Origin of the sequence: Streptacidiphilus anmyonensis (assembly GCF_000787855.1) — a bacterium.
Lineage (GTDB): Bacteria > Actinomycetota > Actinomycetes > Streptomycetales > Streptomycetaceae > Streptacidiphilus > Streptacidiphilus anmyonensis.
The window spans coordinates 1-26,633 of the sequence record NZ_BBPQ01000009.1; the positions used below are offsets into that span (position 1 = coordinate 1).

Below are 26,633 nucleotides of genomic sequence, written 5' to 3' on the forward strand. Positions count from 1 at the left end.
GGCGAGGCGAGGCGAGGCGAGGCGCCCTCGACAGGATCGTGCGGCCGGGCGAGGGTAACCGCATGGACTACACCTCACTCGGCCGCACCGGCCTCTCGGTCTCCAGACTCTGCCTCGGCACGATGAACTTCGGCCCGCGCACCGAGGAGGCGCCGGCCCACGCGATCATGGACACCGCCCTGGAGCGCGGCGTCAACTTCTTCGACACCGCGAACGTCTACGGGCAGCAGGCGGGCAAGGGGCGCACCGAGGAGATCATCGGCAGCTGGTTCGCCCAGGGCGGCGGCCGCCGCGAACGGACAGTGCTGGCCACCAAGGTCTACGGGGCGATGCCGACGCCCGGGACGGACGGCAGCTGGCCCAACGACGGGCGGCTCTCCGCGCTGAACATCCGCCGCGCCTGCGACGCGAGCCTCAAGCGGCTCGGCACCGACCACATCGACCTCTACCAGATGCACCACGTCGACCGGGCCGCGCCCTGGGACGAGATCTGGCAGGCGATGGAGGTCCTGGTCCAGCAGGGCAAGATCCTCTACGTCGGCAGCAGCAACTTCGCCGGCTGGCACATCGCCACCGCCCAGGGCGCGGCCGCCCGGCGCAACAGCCTCGGCCTGGTGGCCGAGCAGTCGTACTACAACCTGATGCAGCGGACGGTCGAGCTGGAGGTGCTGCCCGCCGCGCAGCACCACGGGCTCGGCGTGATCGCGTGGTCCCCGCTCCAGGGCGGGCTGCTCGGCGGCGTGCTGCGCAAGGAGGCGACGAACGAGGGCGTCGGGCGCGGCGGCGAGCGGCTGAGGAACCTGGATCCCGACCAGGTCGCACGCCTGCAGCGGTGGGAGGAGCTGTGCGACAAGCTCGGCACCGAGCCGGGCACGGTCGCGCTCGCCTGGCTGCTGCACCCGCCCGCCGTCACCGCGCCGATCATCGGCCCGCGCACGGCGGAGCAGCTGGACACGGCGCTCGCCGCGGTCGACCTGATCCTCGACGAGGACACGCTGGCCGAGATCGACCGGATCTTCCCCGGCCACAAGCCCGCCCCCGAGGACTACGCCTGGTAGACGCGCGAGAGGGCCTCGCGACCGCGGTCCGCGGCCTACGATCGGCGCATGAGCGCTGAACAGATCCCGTACGTCGCCTTCCTGCGCGCGGTCAACGTCGGCGGACGGAAGGTGGAGATGGCCCGGCTCCGGGCCGAGCTCGACGGGCTCGGCCTTGGGCCGGTGCGGACGTACATCGCCAGCGGCAACGTCTTCTTCCGCTCGCACCGCACGGACCGGGAGAAGCTGCGCGCCGAGATCGAGCAGCGTCTGGCCGCGACCTTCGGCTTCGACGTCCCCACCGCGCTCTACACCCTGGCCGAGGTCGAGGAGGCGTACGCGGCCGCGCCGTTCGGCGCCACGAAGCCCGAGGCGCACGAGCGGTTCAGCCTGCTGTTCACCACGGGCCGCCTCGCCGAGGACGTGCTGCCGCAGGCGGGGAAGCGCGGCGACTGGGAGGTGGTGGGCGTGCACGGCACCACCGCCTACCTGCACTACCGGGTCGTCGACGGCAAGGGACCGGCGAACCCCGTGCCGCTGCTGGAGAAGGCCTTCGGCGTGCAGGGCACGGGCCGGTTCCACCACACCGTCGAGAAGATCATCGCTGCGGCCCGGAAGGATTGACCTCCTGGCTGACCGCCGCGCGCATCTTGGCGAGCAGCGCCCGCAGTTGCTCGCGCTCGGGCGCCGTCAGCGTGCCCGTGGCGACGGCCAGCGCCCGCGCGTCCTCCGCCTCCGCCTCGGTGTGGTGGCTGAAGCCCGCCTCGGTCAGGGTGAGCAGGAAGGCGCGCCGGTCCTCGGGGTGGCGCACGCGCCGCACCAGCCCGTCGCGTTCCAGTCCGTCCACGATCGCGGTCGTCGTGCGGGGGGCGACGCCGAGCATGTCGCTCAGGTCGCGCATGCGCAGCGGCACGCCCTCGCGCGCCAGGATCCGCAGCGCGCGCAGCCGCGCCACCGACGCACCGAGCGGGCGCAGCCTGCCCTCCACGTAGGCGCGCAACTCCGTGGTGGTGTCGAAGAGTTCGTCCACCAGGACGTCACTGCTGCCATGCCGTCGCTGCTTGCCCATTCGTGGCGCCCGTCCTCGTCGTCCGGCGGAAAACCGTATTGGTGAGTACTCACATAGTGAGTAAGCTCAGTATCTGTGACTGCCTTGCGCGACCAGAGGGTCGCCGTACCCGTCATGTATCTCGCTTCGGTGTTCCTCGTCATTGTCGACGGTGTCATCACGACCGTGGCCCTCCCCTCCCTGGGCCGCCACTTCCACCTCTCCCCCACCTCCCTCGACAGCGTGGTCGTGGTCTATCCCGTCTGCCTGGGCATCATGGTCCCCGCCTCCGCGTGGCTGCTGGAGCGGTTCGGGGGCCGACGGATGCTGCTGCTCGGCCTGACCCTGTTCACCCTCGCCTCCGCGCTGTGCGGCCTGTCCCGGGACCTGCCGCAGCTCGTCGCCTTCCGCGCCCTCCAGGGAACGGCCGCGGGTCTGCTCACACCCGTCAGCCAGGGTCTGCTCTTCCGCACCTTCGACCAGCGCGAACAGGTGCGCCTCGCCCGCGTCCTGATCATCCCCCAGCAGTTGGCCCCCGCCCTGGCGCCGGTGCTCGGCGGCGTGCTCGTCGACACGCTCGGCTGGCGCTGGGTCTTCCTGGTCAATCTGCCGCTCGGCGTCGCCGCCGTCGCCTTCGGAGTCGTCTTCCTCCACGAACACCGCCCGGAGGCGGCCAGGGCCCGGCGCCTCGACCTGACCGGCCTGCTGCTCAGCGGGGCCGGAGTGGGCGCACTGATGTTCGGCGTGTGCGCCGGCCCCGACCTCGGCTGGGGCACGCCGCCCGTCGTCGCCGCCTTGCTCGGCGGCGCGGCACTGCTGACCGCGGCCGTGCGCCACCAGTGGCGGGCGCGCCAACCGGCCCTGCGGGTCCGGCTGTTCGAGGACCGGATGTTCCGCCGGGCGAGCGTGCTCAACGCGCTCGGGCTGGTGCCCTTCCTCGGCGCGATGTTCCTCGTCCCCCTCGTCGTCCAGCAGTTGCAAGGGCGCAGCGCGCTCGACTCCGGCACGGCCACCTGCACCGAGGCCGTCGGCATCCTGCTGACCGTCCAGGTCGTCGGCCGCGTCTACCACCGCGTCGGCCCCGGCCCGCTGGTCGGCGCGGGCCTGCTCGGCGTGGCCGCCGTCGAACTGTGCGCCACCGGAACCGGCGCGGACACCGGGCTCTGGACCCTCCGCCTCGTCATGTTCCTGCTCGGCCTGTCCATGGGCGCGGTCTACCTGCCGCTCACGGCGGCCTCCCTCACCACCCTCGACCGGGCGGACGCGGCCCACGCGGCCACGCTCAGCACGGTCATGCGGCAGACCTCCACCGCCCTCGCGCCCGCCGTCGTCACCGCGGCCGTCGTGCTGGGCACGGCGTCGGACCGTACCGGCTCCCCGCCCGCCGGGGCCTACCGGCTGGCCTTCCTCACGCTCGGCGTGATCGCCCTGCTGTGCGCGGGCTACGGCTTCAGACTGGGACGTCCGGGCCGTCCCAGTCCAACGTCGGCGGCAGGTGGCCCTCCAGCGTCAGCAGCCAGCGCTTCACCGACATCCCGGCCTCGCCTCCCCCGAAGCCGCCCAGGCCGTCCGAGGCGACCACGCGATGACAGGGCACCAGCAGGAAGAGCGGGTTCGACCCCATGATCTGGCCGACCGCGCGGGCGGCCAGATGCTGCTCCGCCTCCTCCTCGAACGCGCCGCTGCGCGCGGCGAGCTGCCCGTACGTGATGGTGTGCCCGTAGGCCACAGTGCGCTCGAGCGTCTGCAACACCTGCCGCTGGACCCCGTCCGTCCAGCGCCAGTCGAGCGGCAGCTCGAACGCGCGCCGACGGCCCGCGAAGTACTCCCCCACGTGGGCCGCGACCCGCGCCGCCCGCTCGTCCCCCTGCGGCGCGGGCTCCCCGACGACATCGCCCCGCGTCGCGTGCAGCATGTCCCCTGGCCCGAAGGTGGCGCCTATGACGCCGTGCCCCGTCACGGCCACCCGCACAGGCCCGGTGGGCAGCGGTGTGGGCACGTCGACCCAGTGGAACTTCGTCTCCATACGCTCGACTCTAACCGTCGCCACTGACAGGCCCGGCTGCGATCGCGAACCGGTCGGATCCGGTGCGCGCCGCACGCCGTGAGCGGCCGCGGGCGCCCTGGGCGCCGTGGGCGCCCTGGGGCCCGGCCCAGCCCACGGGAACGATCGGGTGCGCCGAAACCCACGACCCAAGGTTGATCGTGGGGTCGCCCCAACCGCGTGGATACCGGCGGCCCTCGCCGGACGGGCCTTCAGCCGAGGGCTTTTCAGGCGCGGGCCGCTCCGGCGAGGTCTCTTCAGGCGCGGGCCGCCCCGGCGAAGGGACCTCAGTCGAGGGCCAGGGCCGCCGCTCCGATGAGCCCGGCGTCCGTGCCGAGCTCCGCCGCCCGCACGGTGAGGTGGCGGGTGAACGGCAGGGTCGCGTAGGACTCCAGGTGGCGGCGGAGCGGCGCCAGCAGCAACTCGCCCGCGCGCAGCACGCCGCCGCCGAGGACGGCGACGTCCAGCTCGACCAGCGTCGCCGTCGCCGCGATGCCCGCCGCGAGCGCACGGGCCGCCCGGTCGAAGGCCGCGAGCGCGATCGGGTCGCCCTCCCGCGCGGACGCGGCGACGGCCGCCGCGTCCGGAGCGGGGCCGGTCACCGCGTCACCGGTCGGACGCCAGCCCTCGCGCAGCGCCCAGGTCGCGATGGCGGTGCCGCTGGCGACCCGTTCCAGGCAGCCGCGTGACCCGCACGGGCACGGCTCGCCGTCCAGGTCCACGGTGATGTGACCGAGGTGCCCGGCGTTGCCGGTGGGTCCGGGGTAGACGCGGCCGTCCAGCACCAGACCGGCGCCGACGCCTGTGGAGACCACCAGGCAGAGCGCGTTGGCGAAGCCGCGCGCCGCGCCGCGCCAGTGCTCGGCCGCGGTCATCGCCACCGCGTCCCCGCCGAGCGCCACCGGCGCGCCGGCCACCTGCGGCAGCGCGCGGATCTCACCGACGAGCGGGAAGCCGCGCCAGGCGGAGATGTTGACCGGGCTGACCGTGCCCTTGACGATGTCCACCGGCCCCGCGCTGCCCACGCCGACGCGGTCGACCCGCGCCCAGCGCGGATCCTCGGCGAGCTCGGCGACGACCTCGGCGACGGTGAGGAACACCTCCGCGGGATCGGCGGCCCGCGCCCGGGTCGGGTGCTCCACGCGGTGGTGCAGCGTGCCGTCCGGGGCGACCAGGCCGCCTGCGATCTTGGTGCCGCCGACGTCGATCGCCGCGATCATGGCTGCGTCTCCGGATGCGCTCATGACCAGCGAGTCTGCTGCCCCGGCGGGGGCGCTGTCCAACGGGCGCGCAGCCTCGGCGCGCGCGACCCCCGCGCGGGTCGGGCGGGTCACTCGGCTCGGCGGCGGCCCACGTAGCGCAGGCCGTTGGCCCGGATCAGGCCGGCGTCGATCGCGGCGCGCTCCTCGTCCGCCGTGACGTCCGCCAGCGCCGTGTGGAAGTACGGGTCCCGCTCCAGCAGCACCGTCTCGAAGGCGGAGCGCTCCAGCGCGTCCAGCACGGCCGCGCCGCTGAGCAGGCCGTGCCCCTCCGCCCAGCCCTGGAAGTACTCCTCCCAACTGCCGCCGGACTCCTGCCAGCCCTCCCGATGACCGGCCAGCCACCACGCCGGGGTCTGCGCCGCCTCGTCCCCGTCCGCCGCCTCGGTTCCTTCGCCGCTCTCGGCTGTCTCCTCCGGGAGACGGTCGAAGCACCAGCGCGCGGTCGCCTCGTCGAACTCCTCCCGCGCCCACTCGCGCAGCACCAGCAGCCCGCCGGGCCGCACCTGGGCGGCGACGGAGGCGAGCAGCGCGTCCAGGTCGTCGACGTGGTGCAGGGACAGGCACGCGACCACGGCGTCGTAGGGCAGCTCGTCGGCGTCGGGCTTGTGGTCCTCGTAGCGGCTGCGGACGAAGCCCGGCTCCTCGGGCGCCTCGGGGTCCACGCCCACCGCCCGGTGGCCCTCGGCGCGCAGCAGCGGCACGAAGCCGCCGAGCACCCCGCAGCCGATCTCCAGCACCGAACCGGGCCCCAGCCCCGCGAGCTGCTCCCGCACGAACGGCCAGACGAGCTCGATGCGCTTCGCGTCCCCGGGCCGGGGCGCGGCGAACGACAACTCCTCGTCCTCGCCGTGCGTGTGACCGTGGGCGCCGTGCCCATGCCCGTGGCCGTGCTCGCCGTGGCCGTGCTCGCCGTGTGCCATCGCTGCTCCGTCCCTGTGGTGCGGCCGACGTGCTCAGCCTGCCACAGCGTCCCGCCGGTTCAGCGTGCCGAGCGCGCGATCCCGCGCAGGACCATGCCGCAACGGCGGGCGTAGAGGCGCTGCGCGATCGGGACCAGCCGGCCGAGCGCCCGCGTCGCCCGGCCGCCGGGGCGGCTGAACGCGACGACGTCGAGCCGGACGTCGCCGCCTCCGTCCCGGGTGAGCAGGAACGCCTCCTCCCCGCACTCCGGGTGGCCGGTGAGGGTGCCGTAGGCCCAGCCGTAGCGGTCCGGCTCGTCGACGACCCACACGATCCGGCAGGGCGCGCGCACCACACCGGCCAGCGTGACCGTCACCTCCGCGCCCGTCTCGGCGCGCGGCGCGGAGGCGGTGACGCCGACGGGGAGGCGGCGGTGCATCCGGAACGTGGCGAGCGCGTCGGCGGCCGCGCGGAACGCCGCCTCGCCGTGGCCGATCCGGACGCGGTGGCGCAGCTGGGAGTAGCCGGGCGGCAGGCCGCCGCCGAGGGGGCCGACGGTCTCGTCGAGGGTCGCGCCGACCTCGGAGTAGGTGAACCCGCCCGTCATTCCTCGCCGCCCGCGCTTCCGTCCTCCGCCGGCTCCGTCACCGCCTGCTCGGACACCGCGAGCTCCGACACCGCCGCGTCCACGCGCCGCAGCCACTGCGTCCAGAAGCGCTCCATCTCGATGCCCGCCTCCAGGACCAGGTGTTGCAGCCGCGCCTCCGCCGTCTCCCGCTTGCCCGGCGGGAACTGACGGGTCTCCATCGCGCGGTAGGCGTCGAGCTGCGCGGTGTGCAGGTCCAGGTGGCGACGCACCTCCGCGCCCACGTCCCCGAGCCCGACGACCGCGGCGGCGCGCAGGCGCAGCGCCAGCGGGTCGCGGAGCTGGCGCGGCGGGTCGCTGCGCGAGACCCACGCCGCGAGCTCGGCGCGACCCTCCGGCAGCACCTCGTACTCCTTGCGCCGCCCCTGGGCCGGCGGCCCGGGGATGGCCCGGATCAGCCCGGCCTGCTCCAGCTTGCCGAGCTCACGGTAGATCTGCTGGTGCGTCGCGGCCCAGAAGAAGCCGATGGACTTGTCGAACCGCCGCGTCAGCTCCAGCCCGGAGGACGGCTTCTCCAGCAGGGCGGTGAGGATGGCGTGGGGCAGCGACATGCCCCGATCCTAGGGGCATGTCGCCACGGGGCTCGGGCGAGCCCGGGAGCCTCAGACGTCGCGGCGGCGGACGATCCACACCGCGAGCACGACCGCGACCAGTGGCCAGACCAGGTAGTCCAGCCAGGAGCCGGTGATGGTCGCCGGGTAGAAGCCGGGCTGCTTCGGCGCCGTCCAGACCTCGGTGAGGCGGCCGAACGCCGAGACCGGGAAAAGGTGCCGGATGTCGGCGGACCACTGCTTGGTCTGCGAGAAGAACTGCGGCAGCAGCAGCACCACGAAGGCCAGGATGCCGATCGTCCCGCCCGCGTGCCGGACCAGCGCGCCGATGCCGAGGCCGACCAGCGCGCAGACCGGCGCCACCATCGCCGCCGCGACCAGCGCGCGCGGCACACCCGAGTAGTCGAGCGCGATCGTCGCGTGGCGTCCGCTGAGGATGCCCTGGGCGATCGCGTAGGAGCCGAGCGCGCACACCCAGCCGACGACCGTCCACACCCCCGCCTGCACCACGGCCTTCGCCAGCACCACCGAACCCCGCGCCGGAACCGCGACGGTGGTCGTGCGGATCAGCCCGCTGCCGTACTCCCCGGCCATGGCCAGCGCGCCGAGCGCCCCGGCCGCCAGCATGATGACGACGTAACCCTCCAACGGCCAGGAGTCGTGGACGGCGAAGAGGTGCGGGGCCGCCTTCTCCAGCGGGCCGTAGCTCGGCCAGTTGTCGTAGTCGGCCGTCGCCGCGGCGGCCGCCGCGCCCCAGGGCACGAGGATCGCGACCACCAGGGTCCACCACGTCGAACGCAGCGACCGGAACTTGATCCACTCCGCGCCGACCAGGTCCAGGAAGCGCGGGCGGACGTCGGCTGCGTCGTCGCCGGGGAGAGCCGACGCGGCCCCGACCCGCCCGGATGAGGTGACGGTGCTCATCGGCTCTGCCCTGCCAGGTACTCGACGCGGTCGGCGGTCAGTTCCATGAAGGCCTCCTCCAACGAGGCTGAGCGGGTCGCCAGTTCGTGCAACATCACGCGGTTGTCGAAGGCCAGCGCGCCGATCCGTTCGGCCGGCAGGCCGACGACCCGCAGGCCCTCGGCGCCCGCGTGGCCCTCCGGTGCGACCTCGGCCCCCGCCGCGACCAGCACAGCGGTCAGCTCGGCCGCCTGCGGCGTGCGCACCAGCACGCTGTGCCGCGTCGAGCGCGCCGCGAACTCCCGTACCGGCTCGGCGGCGACGAGTTGTCCCCGGCCGATGACGACGAGTTCGTCGGCGGTGTTCTCCATCTCCGTCATCAGATGGCTGGAGAGGAAGACCGTGCGCCCCTCCCCCGCGAGGCGGCGGAAGAGCCGCCGCACCCACAGCACGCCCTCGGGGTCCATGCCGTTGATCGGCTCGTCGAACATCAGCACCGGCGGGTCGCCGAGCAGGGCGGTGGCGATGCCGAGGCGCTGCTTCATGCCGAGCGAGAAGCCGCCGACGCGGCGTCGCGCGGCGTCCGTCAGGCCGACCTCCTCCAGCACCTCGCCGACCCGGCGGGCCGGGATGCCGTTGCTGCGGGCCAGCGCCCGCAGGTGGGCCTCGGCGCTGCGGCCCGGGTGCACGTGGTGGGCGTCGAGCAGCGCGCCGACATGGCGCAGGCCGCGCGGGTGGTCGGCGAAGCGCACCCCGTTCACCGTCGCGCCGCCGGAGGTGGGCGCGTCCAGGCCGAGGATCAGCCGCAGGGTCGTGGTCTTGCCGGCCCCGTTGGGCCCGAGGAAGCCGGTCACCTGCCCAGGACGGACGGTGAAGCTCAGTCGGTCGACGGCGTTCTTGTCCCCGTAGCGCTTGGTCAGCTCATGGACTTCGATCATGCCGTCCACGGTGCCGGGCGGACGGCGTCATCCGCATCGGACCGGCGATGGCAACGCGGGGCGGGCGGGGTAGCCCGCAGGACTAATCCCGCAGGTCGATGCCGGGCCGTGGACCCGCGGATACGCTCGACGCATGACCGCCGCGCCTCGTCCTCCGCTGCTCTCCCGCGTGCCCTCCGGCGTGTGGACGGGCCTCGCTCAGAGCATGGTGACGCTGCTGGTCATCCTCTTCGTGGTGGACCTGGCCCCCGATCCGATGAGCACCCGCGACGGCGTGGTGCACCAGGGACCGCTGACGGTGGCTCTGTGGATCTCCCTCGGCTCCCTGCTGCTGCGGCGCTTCCCGCGCACGAGCATGGGGGTGCTGCTCGCGCTGATCCTGTACACCAGCACGAGGGCGGTCTACCCCGTCGAGGTGGTCGCCCTGCAGCAGACGCTGCCCGCGCAGTTGGCCCTCTGCTACATCTGCGCCACCCAGCCCCGGAAGGTGAGCACACCGGCGGCGGTCATGGCGTACACGACGCTGGTCGGTTACGAACTCGGCCGCGTCGCGGAGGGCCTGCCCTTCGTCCGGACCTACAACGTGCTGCCGATGCTGCTGATCCTGGCGCTGGCGCAACTGATCGGCGGGTCGATCCGCACCCGGCGCATCTTCGCCGCCGCGAGCCGGGCGCAGGCCACCGAGCAGGCCATCACCGAGGAGCGGCTGCGCATCGCGCGCGAACTGCACGACATGGTGGCGCACAGCATCGGCATCATCGCCATCCAGGCGGGCGTCGGCAGCCGGGTCCTGGACAGCCAGCCGGAGGAGGCCCGCGCCGCCCTCCAGGCCATCGAGGCGACCAGCCGGGAGACCCTCTCGGGGCTGCGCCGCACGCTGGTGGCGCTGCGTCAGGCGGACCCCGCGCCCGGCAGCCTGCTGGCTCCGCTCGCCCCCGCGCCCGGTCTTGACGACGTCGACAAGCTCGCAGCGACCACGACCGAGGCCGGCATCCGCGTCGACGTCGCCTGGCACGGCGAGCGCCGCCCGCTGCCGGGCGACATAGACCTGTCGGCGTTCCGCATCGTGCAGGAGGCGGTCACCAACGTGGTCCGCCACTCCGGCGCGCGTTCCTGCCGGGTGTCGATCGACTACGGCGCGGAGCAGTTGGCGCTGGAGATCGTGGACGACGGACGTGTCGGCGGCCCGCTCGGCGGACCGCATTCCACCCACGGGTCCGGGGCCGGGTCCGGGTTCGGGATCACCGGCATGCGCGAGCGGGTCAGCCTGCTGCACGGGGAGTTCGGCGCGGGCCCGCGCCCGGAGGGCGGCTTCCGCGTCACCGCCCGCCTGCCGCTGCCGCGCGGCGGCAGGGAGGCGGAGAACAGCCCGGCCGAGGCGTCCACGTCGGCCGAGGTCGCCGAAGCGCCCGCGCCCGCCGAGGCGACGGCCGCCGCCGGATGACCGGAGCTGAGATGATCAAGATCGCCGTCGCCGTCACCGTCGCCGACCCCGGCGACGACGGCAGCGACAGCGACAGCGACAACGCCACAGCAGCAGCAAAAGACGGACGAATGAGGACGGTATGAGCGACGCCCCCGCCGAGATCCGGATCCTGCTCGCCGACGACCAGCCCCTGGTCCGCTCGGGCCTGCGGGTACTGATCAACGACAACCCCGACCTTCAGGTCGTCGCCGAGGCCGGCAGCGGCGGCGAGGCGGTCACCCTCGCCGCCAGCGTGAAGCCCGACGTCGCCGTCCTGGACATCCGCATGCCCGGCATGGACGGCATCGAGGCCGCCCGCCGCATCGTCGAGTCGCCGGACGCGCCCCGCGTCCTGATGCTCACCACCTTCGACGACGACGACTACGTCTACGGCGCGCTGCGCGCGGGCGCCTCGGGTTTCCTGGTCAAGGACATGGCCCTGGAGGAGATCCTCAGCGCGATCCGCGTCGTCGCGGCGGGCGACGCCCTCATCGCCCCGAGCGTCACCCGCCGCCTCATCGCGGAGTTCGCCAGCCGCCCGGACCACTCCCGGTCGTCCGGCACCCCGGTGCGGAAGCTGGCAGGCATCACGGACCGGGAGGTCGAGGTCCTGACCCTGGTCGGCCGCGGCCTCAGCAACAGCGAGATCGCGGAGACACTGGTCATCAGCGTGGCGACGGCGAAGTCGCACGTGGCCCGGCTGCTGACGAAGCTGGACGCGCGGGACCGGGTGCAGCTGGTGATCCTGGCGTACGAAGCGGGCCTGGTCTCCACCCGGGGATAGCCGCCGCACGCGGCCGCGCCCGCGACCTGCTAACCCTGCGGCGTGACCTCGCGCAGTCCCTTCCACACGGGCGCCCGGAAGATCCCACCCGCCGTCAACTCCTGGTACTCGACCTCCGCCGCCAGCGCGGGCGAGGCCCAGTGCACGGTGGAGTCCGGCCTGCCCAGGTCTGCCGGCGTCCCGAGGAACGGCGAGACGTCGGTCTCCAGGTGCTGGAGCAGCACCAGCAGGTCCTCCCCCTCGTGCACCCCGATGCCGGAGCCCACGGCCCCGAGATAGCGCAGGCCGTCCCGCTCCGGAAGCCCCGCCAGCACGCTGCGCAGCCGTCCCCGTTCGTCGGCCAGCCACCCGCCCAGCCGGACGTCCATGCTCTGGCGGTGCTTGTGCTTGATCCACGCGCGTGAGCGGCGGCCCGGCTCGTAGAGGGAGTCGAGCCGTTTGGCGACGATGCCCTCGATGCCGTAGGCCTCCGTCCACTCCACCGCCGAGCGGAGATCCCCGAGCCAGGCGGGCGGAGTCCGGACGGGACCGTGCTCCTGGTCGAGCGGGAGCTCGACCAGTCGGGCGCGGCGGGCGGTGTACGGGAGCCGGGTGAGGTCGTGACCGTCGAGGTTGAGCAGGTCGAAGACCATCAGCGTCACGGGGGTCTGGTGCCGCGCGGCCTGGATCTGCGACGGGCGGCGCAGGCTCATCCGCTCCTGGAGCGCGCCGAAGCTCGGCGACCCGTTCAGGCCGAGCGCCACCACCTCGCCGTCCAGGACCGCGGCACGATCGCCCAACGCCTCTGCCACCGCTTCGAGTTCGGGAAAGCGCTCAGTGGCCTCGCCGCCGGTGCGGGACCGGACGTGGACGCTGCCGTCGCCGGGGACGTAGACGAGCACGCGCATGCCGTCCCACTTCACCTCCGCCGCCCAGTGCGCCTCGTCGCGCGGCAGCGGCGCGGTCGTCGCCAGCATCGGCGCGTAGACGGGGAGCGCGATCGGGGCGCGGGCACGGGACATGACGGACCGCCGCTCAGGAGGCGCGCCGCGGCGCGGTCTTACGGGCGGCGGCTGCGGTCTTCTTCGCCGCGGCCTTCTTGGCCGTGGTCTTGGCTGCCGTGGTGTTCGCGGCCGTCGTCTTCGCGGCTGCGGTCTTCGCCGTGGATCTCGTCGACGTGGACTTCTTCGCGGCCGGTTCCCTGCCGGACTCCTTCACCGCCGTCGCCTTCGCCTTCGCTGTCACCTTCGCCGTCGCCGTCGCCTTCGTCGGCGCGGCACGTCTGGGCGCCTTCGCGTCTTCCTCTTCCGCTTCCTCCTCCTGGGGAACCTCCTCGCCGCGGCTCGCCTTCGCGGCGGCGACGCTGGAGCGGAGCGCGGCCATCAGATCGATGACCTCCGCGCCACCCTCGGCCGCCGGCGCCGGGGCCGGGGTCGCGCCGTGGGCCTTGGCGTCCAGCAACTCCTCCAGGGCGACCGCGTACTGGTCCTTCTCGGCGTCCAGGTCGAAGTCCTCCGAGAGGGTGTCCATGAGCGAGCGGGCCATCGCCAGCTCCTGCGGGCGCAAAGTCGTGTCCCCCTCGGGGGCGAGGCCCTCGCGCGACCGGATCTCGTCGGGCCAGCGCATGGTCTGCAGCACCAGCAGGTCGTCCTGGACCCGCAGCACCGCGAGCGACTCGCGGGAGCGCATGGTGACCTTGGTGACGGCCACCAGGCCGGAGTCGCGCATCGCCTCGCGGAGCAACACGTACGGCTTGGCGGGCGCCTTGTCGCCGAGGCCCACGTAGTAGGGGCTGTCCCAGCGCAGCGGATCGATCTGCTCGGCGGGCAGGAAGGCCACCACGTCGATGATCTTCTTGCTGGGCACGGGGAGGGTCGCCAGGTCGTCGTCGGTCAGCACCACGACGCCGCCGTCGGGCGCGTCCCAGCCCCGCGCGATCTCGCCGTACTCGACCTCGCGGTCCTCCGCCTCGCAGAAGCGCTTGAGCCGTACGCGTGAACCGTCCTCGCGGTGCACCTGGTGGAGCACCGGACCGGAGTGCGTCTCGGTGGCGGGATAGAGCTTGACCGGTACGGCGACCAGACCGAACGTGATGCTGCCCGTCCAGACGCTGCGGGGCATGGGCTGAACCTTTCCCGGGGTGCCGACCTTTCCTGGGGGGTATTGACACGTTATGCCCCAAAAGGTGCGCGTGCAGGTCGACGGTCGGCCCCTCCTGCTGTCCCACTTGGACAAGGTGCTGTGGCCCGCGTGGACCAAGGCCGAGATGCTCGACTACTACGCCCGGGTCGCCGAGGCGATGGTCCCGCACCTGCGCGACCGCCCGGCGTCGTTCCTGCGCGGACCGGAGGGCATGACCGGCCCCCTCTTCGTCGCCAAGAACCCGCCCCCGCAGACGCCGGACTGGGTCAGGATCGAGGTGATCGAGGCCAAGGAGGGCCCGCGCCCGCACCTCGTCCTCGACGACGCCCCGAGCCTGATCGCCGCCGCCAACCTCTACTGCCTGGAGATCCACGTCCCCCAGTGGACCCTCGCCACCGGCCGCGACGGCCACGACCGCCTCGTGGTCGACCTCGACCCCGGCGAGGGCACGACCGTCGTCGAGTGCTGCGCGGCGGCCCTCCTGGTCCGCGAGGCCCTCGCGGCCGACGGCCTGCCCTGCTGGCCCGTCACCTCCGGCAGCAAGGGCCTCCACCTCTACGCCCCGCTCCGGCCGAGCCCGGAGGACGCGGTCGTCGGCTACGCCCGCTCCGTGGCGGAACGGCTGGCCGCCGCGCATCCGCGGCTGCTGGTGGCCCGGATGTCCAAGTCCCTGCGCACCGGTCGAGTCTTCCTCGACTGGTCGCAGAACTCGACATCGAAGACGACCTCCGCCCCGTACACGCTGCGCGCGACCCGCACGCCCGTCCCGGGCGTCTCCGCACCGCTCACCTGGTCGGAGGTCGAGTCCTGCACCTCCCCCGCCGACCTCGCCTTCTCCCCTACGGACGTCGCGACCCGCGTCGCCGACCGGGGCGACCTGGCGGCGCGCCTGTGCGACCCGGCCGAGGCGCGGGCGCTCCCGGCGTAGCCGAGCTCGCGGCGACGGCGACGGCGGGAGCGACGGCTGTCGGTCGCAGTCAGGTCGCGGCGGTCGCATTCGAATCAGGAGCAACCAGCAACGGTCTTACCGTTGTTGCTCAGGGCCACCAGCGCGCACAGCGTGGTGTCGGAGACCTTCCAGGTTCCGTTCTCCAGCACGGCCGTGCCCTTCGCGTTGGGCAGGGCCACGGTGCCGCTCTGGCACAGGTTGTAGGTGACCTGGGCCATGGTCGGACTGGTGAAATCGACGGCCGTGACGGTCACGCTCGCCTTCGACGCCAACGGGTTCCCGGCGAACCCCTGCAGCACCGTCGTCAGGTGCGTGCCGTTCTGCAGCAGCGCGACCTTCTCGGTGCTCGGCGTCGAGGGGCTGAAGAACTTGGAGAAGTTCTCGGCGACGCTCTGTCCCGCCGCCGCGGTGTCACTCGGACCGGAACCGCTGACCGTGGGCGCCACCCCTGTCGCGCACGCCTGCGCGGAGGCCCCGCTGCCGCTCGCCGGCGCACTCGCCCCCGTGGTGGCGGTGGCCGTGGCGGCCGGGCTGGAGACGGCCGGGCTCGTACTCGAGCCGGAGCCGGAGCTCGAGCCCGAACTGCCGCAGGCAGCCGCGACAAGCATCAGCCCGGCCACGACCCCGGTGAGGAGCACGGGATGCCGCCGCTCAGTGGATTGGTTCGGGAGCATGGTCTCCACCACCTGATGGCTTCGTGCCGATCGACGTACATCCCCATCGTCACCCCGTCGTCGGCTTCAAGCACGCCCGAAATAAAGATTTTCTAAGGACGGCCCGTCAAGGTCACGATCTTCGAGTCCCAGTCCATGCCGTGAGGCACCAGCGCGGTCAGCACCACCTCGCTGTGATGAGTCCAGGCGTCGACGCCCGCCTGGACGTCGTCCCCGCAGACCTTGCCGACCGAGTCACCTCCGAGGTACGTGCCGAAGTGCATGTTGACGGCCTTGAGCTCGGAGCAGCCCTTCACCGACTCCACGTAGCCGCGGAGCCGGTAGCCTCCGCTCTCCCGGGTGACGGTCAGGTCGGACACCCCGTCCGCACTCCCGTCGCCGGACGTGGCGTGCAGGTAGACGCTCTGCTGCGGCAGCATGCCCCGCTGCACCCCGGGCGCCGCCACTGCACCCCCGGCCAGGGTGAGGGCGGCGACGAGGGCGTAGGCGAGATGGCGCACGACGGACTCCTGGACTCGGGCTGCTGGGGACGGCGACCAGCAGTCCTAACGCCCCCACCTGCGGGAACGGCCACCGCCCGGACGGGTGATCTTGATTCCCCGGCGCACCTCTCCACCTGCCGCCCACCGCCCGCACGGTCACCGTCCACCCGGCGGAAAGACGCAACAGGGGCGCGCGGCACTCTCGAGCCGCACGCCCCTGACCTGCTTTCCGTCCTCCGCCGAACCCGGACCCCGCCAAAGGCCCGCGCCCGGCAAGACGGTGCATCCGGCCCCTCAGCTCCCCACAGAACCCCGGGCCGGCCCCCTGCGACGATCAAGCTACCCCGCCCCCGCATCCCTCCCCGACCACCCTGACGCGCCCTTGCCGCCCGCCCCGACAACCCTGACGCCTCCTTGACGCCAACCCGCCCCCCGCCACCGCAGCGAGCCCCCGCCCGGACCAGGTACTCTTAGCCCTTGTCCCGGACCCCACCGGGACCCCCGGGCACGCCCCGAGGGCGCATAGCTCAGCGGTAGAGCGCTGCTCTTACAAAGCAGATGTCGGCGGTTCGAATCCGTCTGTGCCCACCAGCTCTGAACAGCAACGGAGCCCCACACCATGATCGGCGTGAGGCTCCGCGTGCCACTTACGTGCCAGATGGGTCCACATCCGGTGGACTGCCTTCCCTGGCTTCTTTGATCATCTGCCCGAGCTTGTCCGCGATGACGCGATCCCGGCCGGCGGTCATGTGCTGGTAGATCAACGCAGCGCGGGTGCTGCTGTGGCCCATCCGGGTCATGAGCTCCCGAGTGCTGGCGCCGGCGTTAGCTGCCAGGGTGTTTCCCGTGTGGCGCAGATCGTGGAAATGCACCTCATCGCTGATCTTCGCCTTCTTCCGAGCCCTCTCCCACACCTCGTGGAAGTTGCTGCGTCGGAGCTGGCCGCCCAGGGCGCCCGTGAACACGTGGGACGTGGGGCCAGGAGCCACGAAGTGCTCCAGGTGCACCGTCACGGCGGGCAGCAGCTCGACCGGGAAGGCGATCACCCGGACGCCGGCGCGCGTCTTGGGCGCCTTGTCGAGAAGCTGCCCGGTCGACAGCTCAGCCTGCGAGCGCCGAACCGACACCGTGAGCGCGGTTGTGTCAACGTCCGAGCGGCGGAGTGCTGCGAGCTCCCCGAAGCGGAGCGTGGTGAAGGCACCCAAGAGGACCATGAGCCTGTAGCGCGCCGGGATGGCTTCCACGACGGCGAGCACCTGTTCCACGGTCAGCACGGGACGTTCCGGTACCTCGTACTGCCCAGCGCCCTTGATCCGGCAGGGGTTCCGCTGGATCAGCTCGTCATCCAGCGCGGTGTTCATGATGGCCCGAAGTACCTGGTACGCCTTGACCACGGCTGGCTCACCAACGCCGGAGGCGAGCAGCTTCGAGCGCCAGGCCCGGACCTTCCCAGTCGTGATCTCCCCTACAGTGCTGTGTCGGAAGGTCGGTTGGATGTGGAGCCGCAGCGAGATCGCGTAGCGCTGGCGGGAGGTCTCGGCGAGCTTCCGGTCTCGGAGCCAGGCGTCGGCGTAGTCGCCGAAGTTCACCTTGCCATCGTCCGGGTCCGTCCAGCGACCGCGCGTGATGTCGGCCTCGATCAGCGTCAGTGCGATCTCGGCTTCCTTCTTGGTGGCGTAAGTCTCCTCGCCGGTCCGCATCAACCCAGTGATCGGGTCGGGGTAGCGGATCTGCCAACGTCCGGAGGGGAGCTGGCGCACGGAACCGAAGCGGCGGCGCTTGCCCTTGTGGTTGGCCATCAGGCAGCCACCCCCAGACGGCGCGAGCCCCGGGCGATGGCAGGCACGGTGTTGGCGTCGATGTACGCCTGAACCACGCTCTCCTTGATGCGCACGTTGCGGCCGACGTGGACGAACTCGATGCGACGTTCCTCGATCAGCCGGCGCGGGAAGCGCTCCTTGCTCGTGTTCCAAGTGCCGAGCATCTCGGCGACCTCACGCACGGTCAGCAGGCGGTCCACGCCTGTTCCTCCTCTCGATCCTGGAGCAGCGATAGGCGCTCCTCTCTGGCGGCGGTGCGGTTGTGCTGGATCTGTTCGGCGATGGTGGCGGCGAGCACCGATTCGCCGGGGGTGTGGCCTTGTCCGGCGAAGACCCAGTGGGCGAGGACGAGGGTTTCCCCGTCGTGCTCCAAGTCGTCCAGGTCCGGGAGGCCGGCGGCGAGGAGCCGTTCGCGCAGTTCCTCGTGGGCCTGTTGGGCGCGGTAGTCCACGCGGGCCTGACGCAGGGCGCCGAGGGTGGTGGAGTAGCGGGGCGACTTGGACGAGAAGTGGCCGCGGAAGCCGAGCATGTGGGACCAGTGCGCGAGCAGCCGTTCCGGGTAGGCGTCGTCGAGTTCCCAGCAGGTCTCGATCAGTCGGCGGGTGTGGTCGGGCAGGTCGTAGTCCGCGAGAGCGCCGAGGGAGTGCAGCCGCCGATCCACGCTGTCGGTGACCTCGGCCGCCTTGGTGGCGTACTTGGCGACGTAGGACGCAACCGCCTGCTCAGTGATCTCGGAGCCGTCGCCAAAGGCCCGGACGGGGCGCACGTCGACCTGCTCACCCCAGCGCAGGACTCGGGCGGGGTGCGGGCCGGCAGCGTCGAGCGGCACCGTGACGGCCCGTGCGGCGGAGCGGATGGCACGGTCGAGCAGGGAGACCGTGGCCCAGGCGGGTGGGGTGGTGCCGGGGGCGTCGGCGCCGTCGAGGCGGATGACGGCGTGGAAGTGCACGGCGCCGCGGCGCTGGTACTCGGCGACCTTGCCGAACGCGAGCTTCACCGTGGCGTCGAAGTCCCGGCGGGTGAGGCCGGATGCCTTGGCCAGTTCGCGGCGCAGGTAGATCGTGAAGCGGCGCCACAGCTCGGAGGCCCAGTTGTTCCAGAGAACGGCGTGCGCGTAGTCGTACCGCTCCGGGTCGAGCGGCGAGCCGAGCGCGGGGGCTCCCTTCGGGTGCTGCTTGCCGCAGCGGCAGCAGCCGGTGTCGGGGCGGTTGTGGACCGGGCCGAACGAGGGCGCGGTGAGGGTGGCGAAGACGCGGGGGCAGTCCCGCACGGTGGCGGGCACGTCCTTGGTCTGGTCGCCGACGAGGCCGGCGCGGATCAGGTGGTAGGTGTCGGCGGCGTACGTCTGGGAGCAGGTGGGGCAGCGGGTGGCGCGGCGGTTGCCGCAGGCGACCTTGAGGCGTCCGCCGGGTTCGTCGGCGGTGCTGTACTCGCTGAGGACGAGGCCGGTGGGCAGGTGGCGGATGGTCTTGGAGCCCCACAGGTTGACGGGGTTGGCGCATCCTCCGGTGCGGCGGATCTGCTCGACGAGCCGGGGCAGGTCGCCGCGGGCAGCGAGGCGGGCGAGGTCTTCGACGGGTTCGAGGTCCCGCCCAAGGACCGCGCCGGTGAGGGGGGGGTCCGTGGGTCGGGTCAGTGTGGTGGTCATCAGGCGGCGACTCCCGCAGACAGGCGCGCGGGCACGACCGTGGCCAGCACGGCGGCGGCGAGGCGTGGGGGGACGGCGTTGCCGATCTGCTCGAACTGCTTCGTCCTGGAGCCGCACCACGGGTAGTCGGTGGGGAACGTCTGGAGGACGGCGGCTTCCGCGACGGTGAGTTGCCGCATCTTCGTGCCGTCGCTGTCGAGCCAGGACACGTCCGCGGTGGCGTGCGCGAACAGCAGCGTGGGCGCAGGATCGTCCAGCCGGCGACGGGTGGCCGCGGACCGTTTGCCGACGCGCAGGGTCCAGGAGCGTGCGCGGCCGGTCAGGGCCCAGGCGGGCAGGTCGGCGGTGAACTTGTTGCCGCCCGTGGTGTGTTCGCCGCGGGTGGTGACCTCGCCGGAGGCGAGGCCGAGGGCGGTGGCCATGCTGATCCAGCCAGCGCGGCCGGGGCCGAAAAGGGTGTCCGGTTCCGGGTCGCGGGCGTGGGTCGGGGCCGGGGGTGCGACCGGCTGTGTGCGGGAGGCGAGGAGGAAGGCGCGGCGGCGGGTCTGCGGGACGCCGTAGTCGGCGGCGTTGAGCAGGCCGGTCCAGGTCGCGTATCCGGCAGCTTCGAGCAGGTGGGCGGTGTGATCGAAGAGCGGGAGCACGGCGGGGACCTGTTCCAGGGCGATCCACTCGGGGCGCAGGTCGAGGGCGTAGCGCAGCGGCTCCACGACGAGCAGGGAGCGGGGGTCCTTAAGGCCGGGGCGGATCGCGTCGCGGGTGTCGCGTCCGTGGGCGAGGTCGTGCAGGACCTGGTGGCACAGGTCGGCGTCGTCCAGGCCCTTGCGGCGACCGCCGGCGCTGAACGGCTGGCACGGCGCGGACCCGATCAGCCCGGTCACCTTTCCGGCTAGGGACGTGGTCGGGTAGCTGGCCACGTCGGTGCAGACGGTTGCGTGTCCGGCGGCGTTGCGGGTCTGGCAGGCGGCGGCGTCGAGTTCCATGCCGAAGTCCCGGTGTCCGAGGGCGCGAAGTCCCTGGGACCAGCCGCCGGGGCCGGCGAACAGGTCGAGAATCGCGTTCACGGGGTCACCGGTCCTTGTGCGTGGTCTGGTGGGCGAGGTACTCGCTGACCAGGGCCTTGACCTCGGTCGGGCCGGTGGCCTCGCCGGATGCACCGCAGTGGCACAGGTAGTCGCCGGTGGGCTCGGGGGCTCCGGGCCAGCCCGGGGCGTAGACGTGGATGCCGGGGTTGTCGGGGGTGACCCAGGTATCGGCCATCACGTCACCGGCCAGCCGGGGCGAGCATGGGGGTCTTGTCGTTGGCGGGGACGTTGCCGGTGCCGGAGCAGTGGAGGCAGATCACGGGGAGCGTCGGCAGGGAGCCGTCCAGGGCGCGGGGGCCGATCGAGATGGCGACGACGGGGAAGCCGTCGCAGGTCGGGCAGATGCGCACGGAGGAGGTGTTCGCGGGCATGATGGTGGGACTCCTGTCCTGTCGGTTGATGGCGGTTCGGGAGGCTCGGGGCGACCGTGATTCCTTGGCCGGGATCGGTCGCCCCGAGGTGGAGCTATCGGCGGGTGCGGTGGTCCTGGGTGCTGTTCAGGAGGCTCTTGAGGACGGCGGCGACGACCGCGAGGGCGAGGGCGCTGACGGCGAAGGCGAGCAGGAGCCCGATGGCGATGGCGCCGACGGTGACGATCGCGACGACGGCTCCGATGCCGCCGGCGACGTACGGGGCGACCGACGGGCGCGGGGCCTGGACGACGATCGGCGCGGGCGGGGCGTAGTACGGCTGGGCCTGCTGGTAGTTGGTGGGCAGCGGCGCTGGCGGGTGGACCGGCACGGGGGCCGGGGGCGGGGTCTGGGCGATGGTGTAGATGCGGTTGGAGCCGGGGGCGAAGGTCGGGCGGATACCCATGGCGGATCAGTCCTTTCGCAGGTCAGTGGTGCTGGTTGACGACGTCGACGCCGGTCTTGGTGGTGGAGTTGATCGCGGGGGCGAACATGGTGTGGGCGAGGTAGAAGCCGAAGAGGAGGACCACGGCGACGATCCACAGCCGCAGGCGAATGAACTTGATGAGCAGCCAGACGATCAGGCCGAGGACGACGACGAGCGGGAGCTGGACGGTCATGCCGGGACTCCTTCGAGCTGGGCGTGGATCGCGGTGGCAACGTCGGCCGGGAGGTTGAGGCGGGAGCGCAGGGTGTCCGGGTCGATGGGGGTACCGGTGCGGGTCTGGTGGGCGTCGGCGAGCTTGCGGGCGTGGTCGAGCAGCGCGGCCGGGACGCTCACCGGCGGGACGGCGGCCGGGACTGGGGGCAGGGCCGGGGCCGGTTCCGGCTCTGGCAGCACGGGCGCGGTGTCCTCGACCGGGGCGGGCGGGGTGTCGCGTTCCACGTCGAGCACCGGGGCCGGTGCGGGCGCGACCCCCGGGGCGTCGCTATCGGAGGGGCGCGGGGTGCGGTCGTGGGCGAGGAGGGTGCCGCCGAGGAACGCGGCGGCGGGCCAGCCGGCGACGAGCATGCGCAGCCAGGCGGGGGCGTTGTGCATGTCGAGGAATCCGGCGGTGGCGACGTTCGCGCCGAGCGACGCGGTGAGGGCGATGGTGAACCAGGCCCAGGCGAGGCGGGCGGATCGGTCGGTTCGGAGGCGGCGCCAGGCGGCGACCAACAGCAGGTCGACGCTGATCGGGTAGGCCCACGCCTTCCAGCCGGTCTGCCCGGCGGAGCCGGCGACGTCGTGGAGGTGGGCGAAGGACAGGGCGGCGGCGATGACGGCCTGGACGAGGACCGCGTCCACGCGGGGCAGGAGACGGCGGTTCATCGGGGGTCTCCGTTCGGAGGGTTGAGACCGGAGGCGGGCGGGGCGCTCGGCCGACCGCCCGTCTCGGTATTGGGCATGGCTCGGTAGGGACTTGGCGCGTGGGTGCACCGACCAGGGGCTTTCGGTGCCGCTACGGGGCGGCTGGCGCCGGGATGTAGACCGAGTCCTCAGGGATCGCGTCGACCGGGACCGGTCGGAAGCCGTTCAGGGCTGGGACGTTGGGCACGAGGTGCGCGGTCTGGGCGCACAGGACGGCGGTCTCGTTGAGCGAGCGGTACGGGGTTCGGATGCGCTGCCAGTGCCCGGAGGTGTCGCCCGCTATGGCGACGCCGGCCAGGTCGGGGCTGATGTTGACGGCGGCGTGGACGGCAGACTCGGCGACGTCCCCGAGGCCCATCTTGGCGGTGTCGGTGTCGTTGACGCGGTGGACGACGCGGTTGGAGAGCTGGGAGCGCAGCAAGGTGGCGCCCTTGCCGAGTTCGGAGCCGAAGCGCTGGCCGTTGACTTCGAGGTACATGCCGGCGGATCGGGCGAGCTGGGCGAAGCGGACCATGAGCGTGACGGTCTCCTGGATGCGCTTCTTGTCCCGGTCGGAGGAGCCGAGGAACAGTTCCGCGATCTCGTCCACGATCACCACGATCGGGACCGGGCGAATGCGCTCGGGCAGGCCCCAGATGTCGGCGGTGATGTCGCCGTTCGTCACGCTGCCTGGAATGCCGAGGTAGTCGCGGATCAGGTCGTAGCGCTCGACCATGACGGTCTTGACCAGGACCCGGAACAGGTCCAGTGCCGCATCCGGATCGGGTGCGAGGGCGGAAAGGCGGGGGGCGAAGGGCATCTGCTCGACGCCCATCTTGCAGTCGACCCCGCAGATGGCGACGTGCCGCGGGGCGAGGCCGTGGATCAGGTTGCGGGTGAGCATGGACTTGCCGGACCCGGTGGCCCCGAGGTTCAGCGCGTGGGGCTTGGCCTGGTAGTCGCGCTCGTAGACGGTGCCGTCCTCGGCGAGCGCCACCGGAACCCGTAGCGGACTGCCGGGCTTGGCGTTGAGCTTGCCAGGCATGACCACGTTGCGCAGCACGTCGAAGCCGGTGATCCGGATGTCCACGATGCCGGGGCGGACCTCGACCACGTGGACCGAGTGGACCTGCCATGCGTGCCGTAAGGCTTCCGCCGCATCCGCCACGGTGGCGGTGGTCATGCCCTTCGCGAGCCGGACCCGCAGCCGGACACCCCGGGTGGAGGGGCGGACCCCGCGCACCTTCGGCGGGACCGGGCGGGCGAGCTGCTGACCCTCGCGGCGAGTCAGGAAGACCTTCCACAGCGGCGGCTCGGTCGACAGACCGCACACCTCCATCGTGGAAGCCCAGTCCCGACCGATCCGGAACAGCGCGGCCGGCAGACCGACCGTGGACCAGTAGCCGCGCGGGGCGTGCTCACGGGCGTAGAGCGCACCGGCTGTGCCGGACAGGGCTATCGGTCCGCCCGCCTCGATGAGCGCCAACAGGTCGTTCACGACGCTCAGCCCTTCACCGGCGCGAGCGGGGTGACGGCCACGGCGCGGAACGCGATCCCGTGCTTCATCTTGCCGTTGATCTCGTTCTCCCAGTCGCGGGCCTTGAGGCCGGTCACGGCCACCTGGGTACCCACGGCGATGCCCTCCGTTGGCAGGCCCGGCTCAGGCACGCTCACGGTCAGCAGGTTCCCGTCACCCTCGTCCGAGACGATCAGGCCCACCGTGTACAGGGGCTTGTCGGTGGCCGCGTCGATCGCGAGCTCACCCGTCTTCAGGTTCTTGAGCTTGGGCGCCGGCGCGACGGCGACGAAAACGACGGCGGTCGAAAGGTCGATCTTGAAGGCAGGCATGAGCCAACTCCCACAGTCGGTACCCGGCTTCTGACGCCGAGTAGCAGCTTCACTACGAAGCTACTCACAGAAAAACTGTGAGTCAAGCAATTCTGCGAGTAGCAGGCCGGCTGTGGATCTGAGAGTCTGTCTGTGACTGAGAGGGAGGCTCCATGAGCAGCGGCTTTGGCCTGGTGGTCCGGTTCGAACTGCGCGACGCCGAGGCAGCAGCAGAGTTCGACGCGCTGGTTGCACAGACCGCCGAAGGCATCAAGAAGCACGAGCCCGGCACCCTGGCATATGTGGTGCACACCGTTCCCGACGAGCCGAACGTCCGGGTCTTCTACGAGCTGTACGCCGACCGGACCGCTTTCGAGGCCCATGAGGAGCAGCCGCACACCCGGTACTTCCTCACCGAGCGGGAGCAGTACCTCACTGGCCTTGACGTGACCTTCCTCGAAGCGCAGGCAGGCAAGGGGCCGATGCCAGCATGAGCGCAGAAGACCGCGCGTTCGGCGCCAGAGTTGCAGGGTTCCGCAAGGAACGCGGCATGAGCCAGGCTGAGTTGGCAGCCGCAATCGGACGCACGGCGAGCTGGCTCTCCCAAGTGGAACGCGGCATCCAGCCGGTGAACCGGCTCCCCGTGCTGCGGATGCTGGCGGATGCTCTTGGCGTATCGCAGGCTTCACTGCGCCCCGACCTGCCAGAGCTTGAAGCGATCGCCCCCGCAGACGCGGAGGAGAGCAAGCCCAACGACCTTGACCAGGCCCGGTTGCTGCTGTCGGGCCACCCGGTCCCCGAGGTGCTGCTTGCTGATGAGAGCTCTGCGAACCGTGCGGGTCTGCCAGAGTTGCGTGCCGCCGTCGATCGCATCTGGGAACTCACGCACGCGGACAAGTTCGCCGAGCTGAGCACCAACCTTGGCCCGCTGATCCCCAGGCTGGAGCGTGCCGTCCGGACCGCCCCAGCCAAGGACCGTCCCGAGCTCTGGCAGTTGCTCGGTCGGACCTACCAGGCTCTTGCCGCCGCCTTCGTCCGCCAGGACGAGCCAGATGCCGCATGGGTCGCCGCGGACCGGTCTATCCGGGCCGCCGAGCAGTCTGGCCAACCACTCCAGGTCTGCGCTGGCATCTACCGACTGGCGCAGGCATTCGTCCGACTCAAGAGGCTCGACCAGGCGGAGCACGCTGCAACGACTGCAGCCAACGCCCTTGCTCAGTACGCCGCGACGCACGAGGAGCCCGAGGCCCTTTCCGTCCTCGGAGCACTTCACCTACAGCTCGCGACCGTCCATGCCAAGGCCGGCGACCGCACACGGGCTCGGGAAGAGATCCAGCAAGCGCGCGAGGTAGCGCGACGCATGGGCGAAGACCGGAACGACTTCAACCTGGAGTTCGGGCCGACGAACGTCGAGATCCAGGCCGTCTCCAGTGCCGTGGAGCTCGGAGACGCCGGCGAGGCCATCGACCTCGGCGAGGGAATCAACGCCGCCAATCTCTCGGTAGAGCGCCAGGCCCGGTTGCTGATGGACCTCGGACGCGCCTACGCGCAGCGCAGGCAGCCTGGGGAAGCGCTGGACTTCCTCCTCAGAGCAGAGGAGTTGGCTCCCGAGATGATCAGCACCCACGTGGCAGCCCGTGACACGATCCGCGAACTCATGCTCGTTGCAGGACGATCAGCCTCCCCAGAGCTTCGAGGACTCGCGGAGCGCGCCGACGCGAAGCCATGAGCAACCCTCTCCACTCCGTTTCCGTGGCCGGCGTAGTCGTCCGAGACGACGGCCGTGTCCTGGCGGTCCAGCGCGCTGACAACGGGGCGTGGGAGCCTCCAGGCGGCGTGCTCGAACTCTCGGAGACCGTGGAAGAGGGCGCCAAGCGCGAGGTCTACGAGGAGACCGGCGTCAGGGTGACCGTCGACCGGCTCACCGGCATCTACAAGAACGTTCCGCGAGGGATCGTGGCCCTCGTGTTCCTCTGCCGCCCGGAGCACGGGCAAGCGCGCCCCTCAGACGAGACCACAGCCGTCGATTGGCTCACGCCAGCGGAGGTCTCAGTGCGGATGAGCGAGGTCTTTGCTGTGCGGGTCTTGGATGCGTTGGGCGGAGGCGAGCGCGCCGCGATTCGGGCGCATGACGGGCGTGTGATTCTCGATTGAGCAGGTGGGAGGAGGTAGGGAGAGGTGTGGTGATGACTTTCTCTACTGAATCAAGGGACCACGCCGCTTACGCGGCGCGGCCCGCCCGCCCGCTCCGGCCGGCGCTCGTCTTGAGCTCGCGCCTGGCCGGGCGGCCGGCGGGCCCGCGTGGGCGGAGGAGGTAACCGGACTGACCGTCCGGACAAGCGGGGGATCAGCCGGCACCGGGATGACCGGGGCTGTGCCGAATGTGCAGGTCGTGGAGGGCTGATGTGGGGACTGCCATTCCGCCCACCATCGACCCAGGCAAAGCCGAGCAGACTTGCCCCCTGGGGTCCAGGTCGTTCGGACAGTAGGGCGCTCCACCTGGACCCCAGGGGGCAAGCCCGCTCCACGTACGTGTGGGTCGACGGCAGACGGGATGGCAGCGGCACCGTCGTTTACTGAGGCCCGTGCCCCCTCAGCCGGGCGGTGTCGAAGATCCCGAGCCGCGAGCTGGGCAGATCTCCGGTGGCGACTCTCCGGAGGGTGGTTGACGATGAAGACGCGGGCTTCGAGCTAGCAACGCCCTGAGTG

Annotated in this window: 31 protein-coding genes, 1 tRNA gene and 1 pseudogene; 10 read left to right on the forward strand and 23 right to left on the reverse strand. The window is 72.0% G+C overall.

The window, feature by feature from the left end:
- Positions 1 to 62 precede the first annotated feature (62 nt).
- Positions 63 to 1,058 carry an aldo/keto reductase gene (locus tag TR50_RS11640; protein WP_042418983.1) on the forward strand — a complete coding sequence of 332 codons (996 nt, stop codon included), beginning with the start codon at positions 63 to 65 and terminating at the stop codon, positions 1,056 to 1,058.
- A 48-nt stretch (positions 1,059 to 1,106) separates the two neighbouring features.
- Positions 1,107 to 1,661: a DUF1697 domain-containing protein gene (locus TR50_RS11645; RefSeq protein WP_052440925.1), complete on the forward strand. Its 555-nt coding sequence runs from the start codon at positions 1,107 to 1,109 to the stop codon at positions 1,659 to 1,661.
- Here TR50_RS11645 and TR50_RS11650 read toward each other — a convergent pair.
- Positions 1,636 to 2,106 carry a MarR family winged helix-turn-helix transcriptional regulator gene (locus TR50_RS11650; protein ID WP_042418986.1) on the reverse strand — a complete coding sequence of 157 codons (471 nt, stop codon included), beginning with the start codon at positions 2,104 to 2,106 and terminating at the stop codon, positions 1,636 to 1,638. The two genes, TR50_RS11645 and TR50_RS11650, sit on opposite strands and share 26 nt — an antisense overlap.
- A 114-nt stretch (positions 2,107 to 2,220) precedes the next feature.
- Between TR50_RS11650 and TR50_RS11655 the strand changes: the two genes are divergently transcribed.
- Entirely contained in the window at positions 2,221 to 3,711 is a 1,491-nt protein-coding gene (locus TR50_RS11655) for a DHA2 family efflux MFS transporter permease subunit (RefSeq protein WP_042418989.1), read from the forward strand.
- Here the strand turns inward: TR50_RS11655 and TR50_RS44080 are convergent.
- From TR50_RS44080 to TR50_RS11685, 7 genes and pseudogenes are all read right to left on the reverse strand, one after another.
- Positions 3,644 to 4,111, reverse strand: a pseudogene (locus tag TR50_RS44080) (methylated-DNA--[protein]-cysteine S-methyltransferase); the annotation flags it as partial. The gene TR50_RS11655 and the pseudogene TR50_RS44080 overlap by 68 nt on opposite strands.
- A 305-nt stretch (positions 4,112 to 4,416) precedes the next feature.
- Positions 4,417 to 5,373 carry an ROK family protein gene (locus TR50_RS11660; RefSeq protein ID WP_174514827.1) on the reverse strand — a complete coding sequence of 319 codons (957 nt, stop codon included), beginning with the start codon at positions 5,371 to 5,373 and terminating at the stop codon, positions 4,417 to 4,419.
- 86 nt (positions 5,374 to 5,459) lie between these two features.
- Entirely contained in the window at positions 5,460 to 6,311 is an 852-nt protein-coding gene (locus tag TR50_RS11665; protein ID WP_042418999.1) for a class I SAM-dependent methyltransferase, read from the reverse strand.
- 59 nt (positions 6,312 to 6,370) lie between these two features.
- Complete coding sequence (locus tag TR50_RS11670; protein WP_042419001.1) at positions 6,371 to 6,898, reverse strand: DUF1990 domain-containing protein; 528 nt, start codon at positions 6,896 to 6,898, stop codon at positions 6,371 to 6,373.
- Positions 6,895 to 7,488, reverse strand: a complete 594-nt coding sequence (locus TR50_RS11675) for a PadR family transcriptional regulator (RefSeq protein WP_042419004.1) — start codon at positions 7,486 to 7,488, stop codon at positions 6,895 to 6,897. Before TR50_RS11675 ends, TR50_RS11670 begins: the two co-directional genes overlap by 4 nt.
- 51 nt (positions 7,489 to 7,539) lie before the next feature.
- Entirely contained in the window at positions 7,540 to 8,412 is an 873-nt protein-coding gene (locus tag TR50_RS11680) for an ABC transporter permease subunit (RefSeq protein ID WP_042419007.1), read from the reverse strand.
- A complete protein-coding gene (locus TR50_RS11685) occupies positions 8,409 to 9,329 on the reverse strand; it encodes an ABC transporter ATP-binding protein (protein ID WP_042419411.1) in 921 nt (306 codons plus the stop codon). Before TR50_RS11685 ends, TR50_RS11680 begins: the two co-directional genes overlap by 4 nt.
- A 133-nt stretch (positions 9,330 to 9,462) precedes the next feature.
- Between TR50_RS11685 and TR50_RS11690 the strand changes: the two genes are divergently transcribed.
- Together TR50_RS11690 and TR50_RS11695 are read left to right on the forward strand one after the other, a co-directional pair.
- Positions 9,463 to 10,773 carry a sensor histidine kinase gene (locus TR50_RS11690; protein WP_052440926.1) on the forward strand — a complete coding sequence of 437 codons (1,311 nt, stop codon included), beginning with the start codon at positions 9,463 to 9,465 and terminating at the stop codon, positions 10,771 to 10,773.
- Positions 10,774 to 10,894: 121 nt separating this feature from the next.
- Positions 10,895 to 11,578, forward strand: a complete 684-nt coding sequence (locus tag TR50_RS11695; RefSeq protein ID WP_042419010.1) for a response regulator — start codon at positions 10,895 to 10,897, stop codon at positions 11,576 to 11,578.
- 29 nt (positions 11,579 to 11,607) lie between these two features.
- On the opposite strand, the gene ligD (TR50_RS11700) is transcribed toward TR50_RS11695, so the two are convergent.
- On the reverse strand, positions 11,608 to 12,579 hold the full coding sequence (gene ligD / locus TR50_RS11700) for a non-homologous end-joining DNA ligase (RefSeq protein WP_042419012.1): 972 nt from the start codon (positions 12,577 to 12,579) through the stop codon (positions 11,608 to 11,610).
- A 13-nt stretch (positions 12,580 to 12,592) separates the two neighbouring features.
- Positions 12,593 to 13,678 carry a non-homologous end joining protein Ku gene (gene ku, locus TR50_RS11705; protein ID WP_042419015.1) on the reverse strand — a complete coding sequence of 362 codons (1,086 nt, stop codon included), beginning with the start codon at positions 13,676 to 13,678 and terminating at the stop codon, positions 12,593 to 12,595.
- Between the two features lie 52 nt (positions 13,679 to 13,730).
- Between ku and ligD (TR50_RS11710) the strand changes: the two genes are divergently transcribed.
- Complete coding sequence (gene ligD / locus TR50_RS11710; protein ID WP_042419019.1) at positions 13,731 to 14,627, forward strand: non-homologous end-joining DNA ligase; 897 nt, start codon at positions 13,731 to 13,733, stop codon at positions 14,625 to 14,627.
- A gap of 74 nt (positions 14,628 to 14,701) precedes the next feature.
- On the opposite strand, the gene TR50_RS45425 is transcribed toward ligD (TR50_RS11710), so the two are convergent.
- Positions 14,702 to 15,322, reverse strand: a complete 621-nt coding sequence (locus TR50_RS45425; protein WP_152648358.1) for an MTB12 C-terminal domain-containing protein — start codon at positions 15,320 to 15,322, stop codon at positions 14,702 to 14,704.
- Between the two features lie 92 nt (positions 15,323 to 15,414).
- A complete protein-coding gene (locus tag TR50_RS11720; protein ID WP_042419022.1) occupies positions 15,415 to 15,822 on the reverse strand; it encodes a hypothetical protein in 408 nt (135 codons plus the stop codon).
- A gap of 498 nt (positions 15,823 to 16,320) precedes the next feature.
- Here TR50_RS11720 and TR50_RS11725 point away from each other — a divergent pair.
- Positions 16,321 to 16,395, forward strand: a tRNA-Val gene (locus TR50_RS11725).
- A 56-nt stretch (positions 16,396 to 16,451) separates the two neighbouring features.
- On the opposite strand, the gene TR50_RS11730 is transcribed toward TR50_RS11725, so the two are convergent.
- The 11 genes from TR50_RS11730 to TR50_RS11780 all read right to left on the reverse strand — a co-directional run bounded on the left by TR50_RS11730 (position 16,452) and on the right by TR50_RS11780 (position 23,945).
- Positions 16,452 to 17,603 (reverse strand): tyrosine-type recombinase/integrase, encoded by a 1,152-nt coding sequence (locus TR50_RS11730; RefSeq protein WP_042419025.1) that lies wholly within the window; start codon positions 17,601 to 17,603, stop codon positions 16,452 to 16,454.
- Positions 17,603 to 17,788, reverse strand: a complete 186-nt coding sequence (locus tag TR50_RS11735) for an excisionase family DNA-binding protein (RefSeq protein ID WP_042419419.1) — start codon at positions 17,786 to 17,788, stop codon at positions 17,603 to 17,605. Before TR50_RS11735 ends, TR50_RS11730 begins: the two co-directional genes overlap by 1 nt.
- A 20-nt stretch (positions 17,789 to 17,808) precedes the next feature.
- Positions 17,809 to 19,272: a replication initiator protein RepSA gene (repSA, locus tag TR50_RS11740; RefSeq protein WP_152648359.1), complete on the reverse strand. Its 1,464-nt coding sequence runs from the start codon at positions 19,270 to 19,272 to the stop codon at positions 17,809 to 17,811.
- The gene (locus TR50_RS11745) at positions 19,272 to 20,336 is read right to left on the reverse strand and encodes a DNA cytosine methyltransferase (RefSeq protein WP_152648360.1); all 1,065 of its coding nucleotides are present in this window, start codon (positions 20,334 to 20,336) and stop codon (positions 19,272 to 19,274) included. Before TR50_RS11745 ends, repSA begins: the two co-directional genes overlap by 1 nt.
- Positions 20,337 to 20,340: 4 nt before the next feature.
- Positions 20,341 to 20,532 carry a hypothetical protein gene (locus tag TR50_RS11750; RefSeq protein ID WP_042419428.1) on the reverse strand — a complete coding sequence of 64 codons (192 nt, stop codon included), beginning with the start codon at positions 20,530 to 20,532 and terminating at the stop codon, positions 20,341 to 20,343.
- Positions 20,533 to 20,536: 4 nt separating this feature from the next.
- Positions 20,537 to 20,728 (reverse strand): hypothetical protein, encoded by a 192-nt coding sequence (locus TR50_RS11755; RefSeq protein WP_042419027.1) that lies wholly within the window; start codon positions 20,726 to 20,728, stop codon positions 20,537 to 20,539.
- 94 nt (positions 20,729 to 20,822) lie between these two features.
- The gene (locus TR50_RS49720) at positions 20,823 to 21,173 is read right to left on the reverse strand and encodes a hypothetical protein (RefSeq protein ID WP_152648361.1); all 351 of its coding nucleotides are present in this window, start codon (positions 21,171 to 21,173) and stop codon (positions 20,823 to 20,825) included.
- A 22-nt stretch (positions 21,174 to 21,195) separates the two neighbouring features.
- Entirely contained in the window at positions 21,196 to 21,387 is a 192-nt protein-coding gene (locus TR50_RS11765) for a hypothetical protein (protein WP_042419030.1), read from the reverse strand.
- A complete protein-coding gene (locus TR50_RS11770; RefSeq protein WP_042419033.1) occupies positions 21,384 to 22,079 on the reverse strand; it encodes a DUF2637 domain-containing protein in 696 nt (231 codons plus the stop codon). The genes TR50_RS11765 and TR50_RS11770 overlap by 4 nt, the downstream gene beginning before the upstream one ends.
- Before the next feature lie 130 nt (positions 22,080 to 22,209).
- On the reverse strand, positions 22,210 to 23,595 hold the full coding sequence (locus tag TR50_RS11775) for an FtsK/SpoIIIE domain-containing protein (protein ID WP_042419037.1): 1,386 nt from the start codon (positions 23,593 to 23,595) through the stop codon (positions 22,210 to 22,212).
- 5 nt (positions 23,596 to 23,600) lie between these two features.
- Entirely contained in the window at positions 23,601 to 23,945 is a 345-nt protein-coding gene (locus TR50_RS11780; RefSeq protein ID WP_042419040.1) for an SCO3933 family regulatory protein, read from the reverse strand.
- Positions 23,946 to 24,097: 152 nt separating this feature from the next.
- Here TR50_RS11780 and TR50_RS11785 point away from each other — a divergent pair, with 152 nt between their 5' ends.
- The 3 genes from TR50_RS11785 to TR50_RS11795 are packed head-to-tail and all read left to right on the forward strand — an operon-like array spanning position 24,098 to position 26,078.
- Positions 24,098 to 24,418, forward strand: a complete 321-nt coding sequence (locus TR50_RS11785) for a putative quinol monooxygenase (protein ID WP_042419043.1) — start codon at positions 24,098 to 24,100, stop codon at positions 24,416 to 24,418.
- A complete protein-coding gene (locus TR50_RS11790; RefSeq protein ID WP_042419045.1) occupies positions 24,415 to 25,653 on the forward strand; it encodes a helix-turn-helix domain-containing protein in 1,239 nt (412 codons plus the stop codon). The genes TR50_RS11785 and TR50_RS11790 overlap by 4 nt, the downstream gene beginning before the upstream one ends.
- On the forward strand, positions 25,650 to 26,078 hold the full coding sequence (locus TR50_RS11795; protein ID WP_042419048.1) for an NUDIX hydrolase: 429 nt from the start codon (positions 25,650 to 25,652) through the stop codon (positions 26,076 to 26,078). Before TR50_RS11790 ends, TR50_RS11795 begins: the two co-directional genes overlap by 4 nt.
- Positions 26,079 to 26,633: the final 555 nt, after the last annotated feature.